Below are 372 nucleotides of genomic sequence, written 5' to 3' on the forward strand. Positions count from 1 at the left end.
TAAACCCTCCCTCTTTCAAAGGACCAAAGTCATGAAAACTCTTATCGCATCCACCGCCCTCGTTCTGACAGCCTTCGCCGCAAGCGCCTCTGTCGACACTTCCGGCATCCAGACCTACGCGCCAAACGCAGACATTTCTGCGCTGACCGACGCCGAGATCAACACCCTGCTGTCCGTCATCCATTCCGGTGACAGCGAAAGCGAAAAGCGCATCGCCGTGCAGGCCTTCCTCAAGTAACGCCACCCTAGACTCAAAGGACTTAAGAAAATGAAAACTCTGATCGCAACAACCGCCCTCGTTCTCACCGGCTTTGCCGCCTCGGCCGCCGTCGACACGTCCGAATTCGACACCTACGCCCCCGGCGTTGACGT

The 372-nt window shown here is 57.3% G+C and carries 1 protein-coding gene; it reads left to right on the plus strand.

Features of this window, described 5'->3' with window-relative positions; all coding sequences use genetic code 11:
- Positions 1–31 precede the first annotated feature (31 nt).
- A complete protein-coding gene (locus tag MWU54_RS18660; protein WP_247086765.1) occupies positions 32–238 on the plus strand; it encodes a hypothetical protein in 207 nt (68 codons plus the stop codon).
- Positions 239–372: the final 134 nt, after the last annotated feature.

Source organism: Marivita sp. S6314, assembly GCF_023015985.1.
GTDB lineage: Bacteria > Pseudomonadota > Alphaproteobacteria > Rhodobacterales > Rhodobacteraceae > Marivita.